Genomic DNA, 3,594 nt, shown 5'->3' on the forward strand with positions numbered 1-3,594 from the left:
GTGCGTCTAGTAGTTGGCGTAAGTCGTTGACACTACTTTGATAGTGAGCCAGAGCAAGTAGGGCAATAACTTGCTGCAGTAAAGATTCATTGTTTACAAGAGATTGCTGAGTTACTTCGCTATGAATTGGCTGCTCTAATTCATCACTACTTGACTCTATATATTCTGCATCGAGTGCAAGCAAGGTGCGAATGTGCTTCTCGAGGGGATCGTGTTTAGCAAAACGCAGTGGCTCATCAAGCGTTACAACTTTAGAGGCTTTATAGTGCGCTTTAATATAGTTACTAAAGCGAATGGTATAACCCCTACCATTGCCTTCATACCCAACCAGAGTGCTTGCAAATACTATACGAGGGTAATGAGCTAGCATTTGTAGTAATAACGGAACAGGGATTGCTGCAGCTTCATCAACGAGTAGTAAATCGCACTCAGGTAGTGTGTTTAATAACGCGTCAGGTGCAACGTAGTGCAAGTTGGCGAACTGTTTATGTTCAGCGTTGTATTGAAGGCTTAACTCTTGGGCTAAATGTTTGAAGCTGCTATGGGTCGCTTTAAACTGAGTGCTGCAAATAATTACTTTTTTATCAGTTAGTTTTGCCGCGGCTAAGCCAAGTGCTGCCGACTTACCTCTGCCTCTATCAGCATTAATAAGTAAAGGCCTGTTGGCACGACCGTTGGCTACTTTTACTATTTGATCAACGCAGTTTTGCTGTGGTTGATAATCAATTTTATTATGAGCTACATAGCTGGCGTTATGATTAATACAGCCACTTTTTTCACTCAAATGAAAAGCGGGTAACGGTTTAATAATAGTCGCGAAACGTTGATTAAATAAGCTGTAGTCAATGCTCTGACCGTGTGATTGCACTGTACTTAATGCGGGATCTTGCCAAGAGGCTAAATCATCTAGTTCAGGCAGTAATAAAAACAGTATACCGCCTGCTTTAACGGTGCCGGCAAGTGCTGCAAGTTTATCAGGGTGCAAACCACTAAAACCATCGTAAACAGCATGAGCAAATTCTTGCCCTAAAATTTGGTGTGTGCGAGTAGGCCAGTACGAATTTTTAATCGCGCACTGCTTTGATACAACAAGTGTATTGTTTTCATCTATTAATGAGTTAAGTATTTCATAACACCAAGCTGGGCTGCCCGTGATCAACACTAGCTGACGATGATACGCGCCAGCTAATTGTTGCTCTAACTCATTTAGGTGTGCTTTATACCGCTTGTAATCGTGCATAGGCCGTTACTAACCATTTGCTACCAAGGTCGTCAAAGTTAACTTGTACGCGAGATTGTGCGCCACTACCTTCATAATTCAGTACAGTACCAATACCAAACTTAGCATGCAGTACGCGTTGTCCTAAGTTAAAGCCACTGTCTTCAAATGCGGCATGGCTAACTGATGCGCTAAAACGCCCAGCGGCAGGCGGGCGAGAAACCTGTGTTTTAATACGGATTTCTTCTACGCAGTCCTCAGGTATTTCGCGTAAAAAGCGTGATGGGCTATGGTATTTTTCTTGCCCGTATAAGCGGCGACTCTCAGCATGGCTAATGTATAACTTATCCATTGCTCGTGTCATTCCTACATAACAAAGGCGGCGCTCTTCTTCTAAGCGCCCAGACTCTTCGTTGCTTTGCTGAGAAGGGAACATGCCTTCTTCTACGCCCACCATAAACACTAATGGAAACTCTAAACCTTTAGCTGAGTGAAGCGTCATCATTTGTACGGCGTCTTCGTGCTCTTCTGCTTGTCCTTCACCTGACTCAAGTGACGTATGTGCTAAAAAGCCTTGTAAAGGCGAGCTGTATTCTTCGTCTTCAGGAAGTTCGTACTGGTCACATGCGCTAATTAGTTCTTCTAAGTTTTCTACGCGAGCACGGCCTTTTTCACCTTTTTCAGCTTGGTACATTGCCATCAAGCCTGAGGTTTGAATTGTGTACTTGGCTTGCTCATGCAAAGTTAGATCGCTAATTTTATCTTCTATTTGTTCAACGAGTTCTACAAACTTACTTACTGCACCAGAAGCACGACCAGATAAATGCTGTTGTTCTACAATTGCTTTTGCGGCATACCAAAGCGGTAACGATTCTGCTCGTGCACAATCGCGTATATGGCTCAATGTTTTGTCGCCAATACCGCGTGCTGGCGTATTAATTACACGCTCAAATGCGGCATCGTCTTGACGATTACCTACTAGGCGTAAGTACGACAACGCATCTTTAATTTCTTGTCGTTCGAAGAATCGCATACCACCATAAATACGGTATTTTAAGCCTTCTTGCAGCATAGCCTCCTCGAGTACACGAGATTGCGCGTTACTACGGTATAAAATTGCGGCATCTTGCAGGGCATTACCTGCATTTAACCAGCTTCGTAGTTTGCTACTTACAAAGCGCGCTTCGTCTAACTCATTAAATGCCGCATAAATAGAAATTGGCTCGCCATCGTTACCGTCGGTCCATAAGCTTTTACCCATACGCTCTGAGTTATTTTGAATTAATGCATTAGACGCTTTCAAAATAGTTGCAGTTGAACGGTAGTTTTGTTCAAGACGAATGGTTTCTGCGCTAAAGTCAGTTAAAAATCGTTTAATATTTTCGATTTTAGCACCGCGCCAACCGTAAATACTTTGGTCATCGTCGCCTACAATCATGATACTGCTTGTATCGCCTGCAAGTAACTTTAACCAAGCATATTGAATGGTATTTGTATCTTGGAACTCGTCTACGAGCATATGTGCAAAGCGTTGCTGATAATGACGCAGTAACGTTGGGTTATTTTTTAACACTTCGTAGCTGCGTAGTAATATTTCGGCAAAATCTACTAGGCCTGCTCTATCACAGGCCTCTTGGTAGGCGGCGTAAACACGCAGCATCATTTGCTCGTTAATATCGTATGCTTGAATATCTTTAGGGCGAAGTGCTTCATCTTTTTTGGCGCTAATGTACCAGCCAAATTGTTTAGCAGGCCATTTTTTATCATCGATATTCATCGATTTTAATAAGCGCTTGATCATCCGAAGTTGATCGTCAGAGTCTAAAATTTGAAAGGCTTCTGGTAAGTTAGCTTCACGGTGATGAGCACGTAAAATACGATGCGACAAACCATGGAACGTACCAATCCACATACCACCTACAGGGGCTTTTAGTGTTTCTTCAACGCGGCTGCGCATTTCTTTAGCCGCTTTATTAGTAAAGGTTACGGCAAAAATGCTGTAAGCAGATGCTTGCTCAACTTGCATAAGCCACGCAATACGATGAACTAACACTCGTGTTTTACCAGACCCAGCACCTGCTAATACCAGCATGTTTTGTAGTGGGGCTGCAACGGCATCGCGTTGTTTGTCATTTAAGCCATCGAGTAATTGTGAAACGTCCATCGTTACGCCTTTTTAATCAATATTGTGGGCAGTATAACAGGTGTTTTTGTTAGGCTAAATAAAATACTGTTTTTATAAACAGCTATTTATAAAATAGCCTTAAAAACGAGTAACTTGCTAATTTTTTGAACAAACAAAAAAGCGTAAACGCACAATAAAAATTGCTAATTTGACCTAAAGTTAGCAATTTTTACTAACTCTCTAAATTCAG

General features: G+C 42.2%; 2 protein-coding genes. Both read right to left on the minus strand.

Annotation, left to right across the window (positions count from 1 at the left end; all coding sequences use genetic code 11):
* Positions 1-1,240, minus strand: a 1,240-nt coding sequence (locus H5072_RS14615) for a tRNA(Met) cytidine acetyltransferase TmcA domain-containing protein (protein ID WP_182693929.1), incomplete at its 3' end; no start/stop codon positions are given.
* A complete protein-coding gene (gene uvrD, locus H5072_RS14620) occupies positions 1,218-3,383 on the minus strand; it encodes a DNA helicase II (RefSeq protein WP_002963007.1) in 2,166 nt (721 codons plus the stop codon). The genes H5072_RS14615 and uvrD, both read right to left, overlap by 23 nt.
* Positions 3,384-3,594 lie beyond the last annotated feature (211 nt).

This window comes from Pseudoalteromonas sp. SR45-5 (assembly GCF_014163565.1).
In the GTDB taxonomy this organism is placed as follows: Bacteria; Pseudomonadota; Gammaproteobacteria; order Enterobacterales; family Alteromonadaceae; genus Pseudoalteromonas; species Pseudoalteromonas distincta.

Coding starts and splice junctions, on each gene's coding strand:
- uvrD (WP_002963007.1), bottom strand. CDS start 3,383: ATGGACGTTTCACAATTACTCGATGGCTTAAATGACAAACAACGCGAT.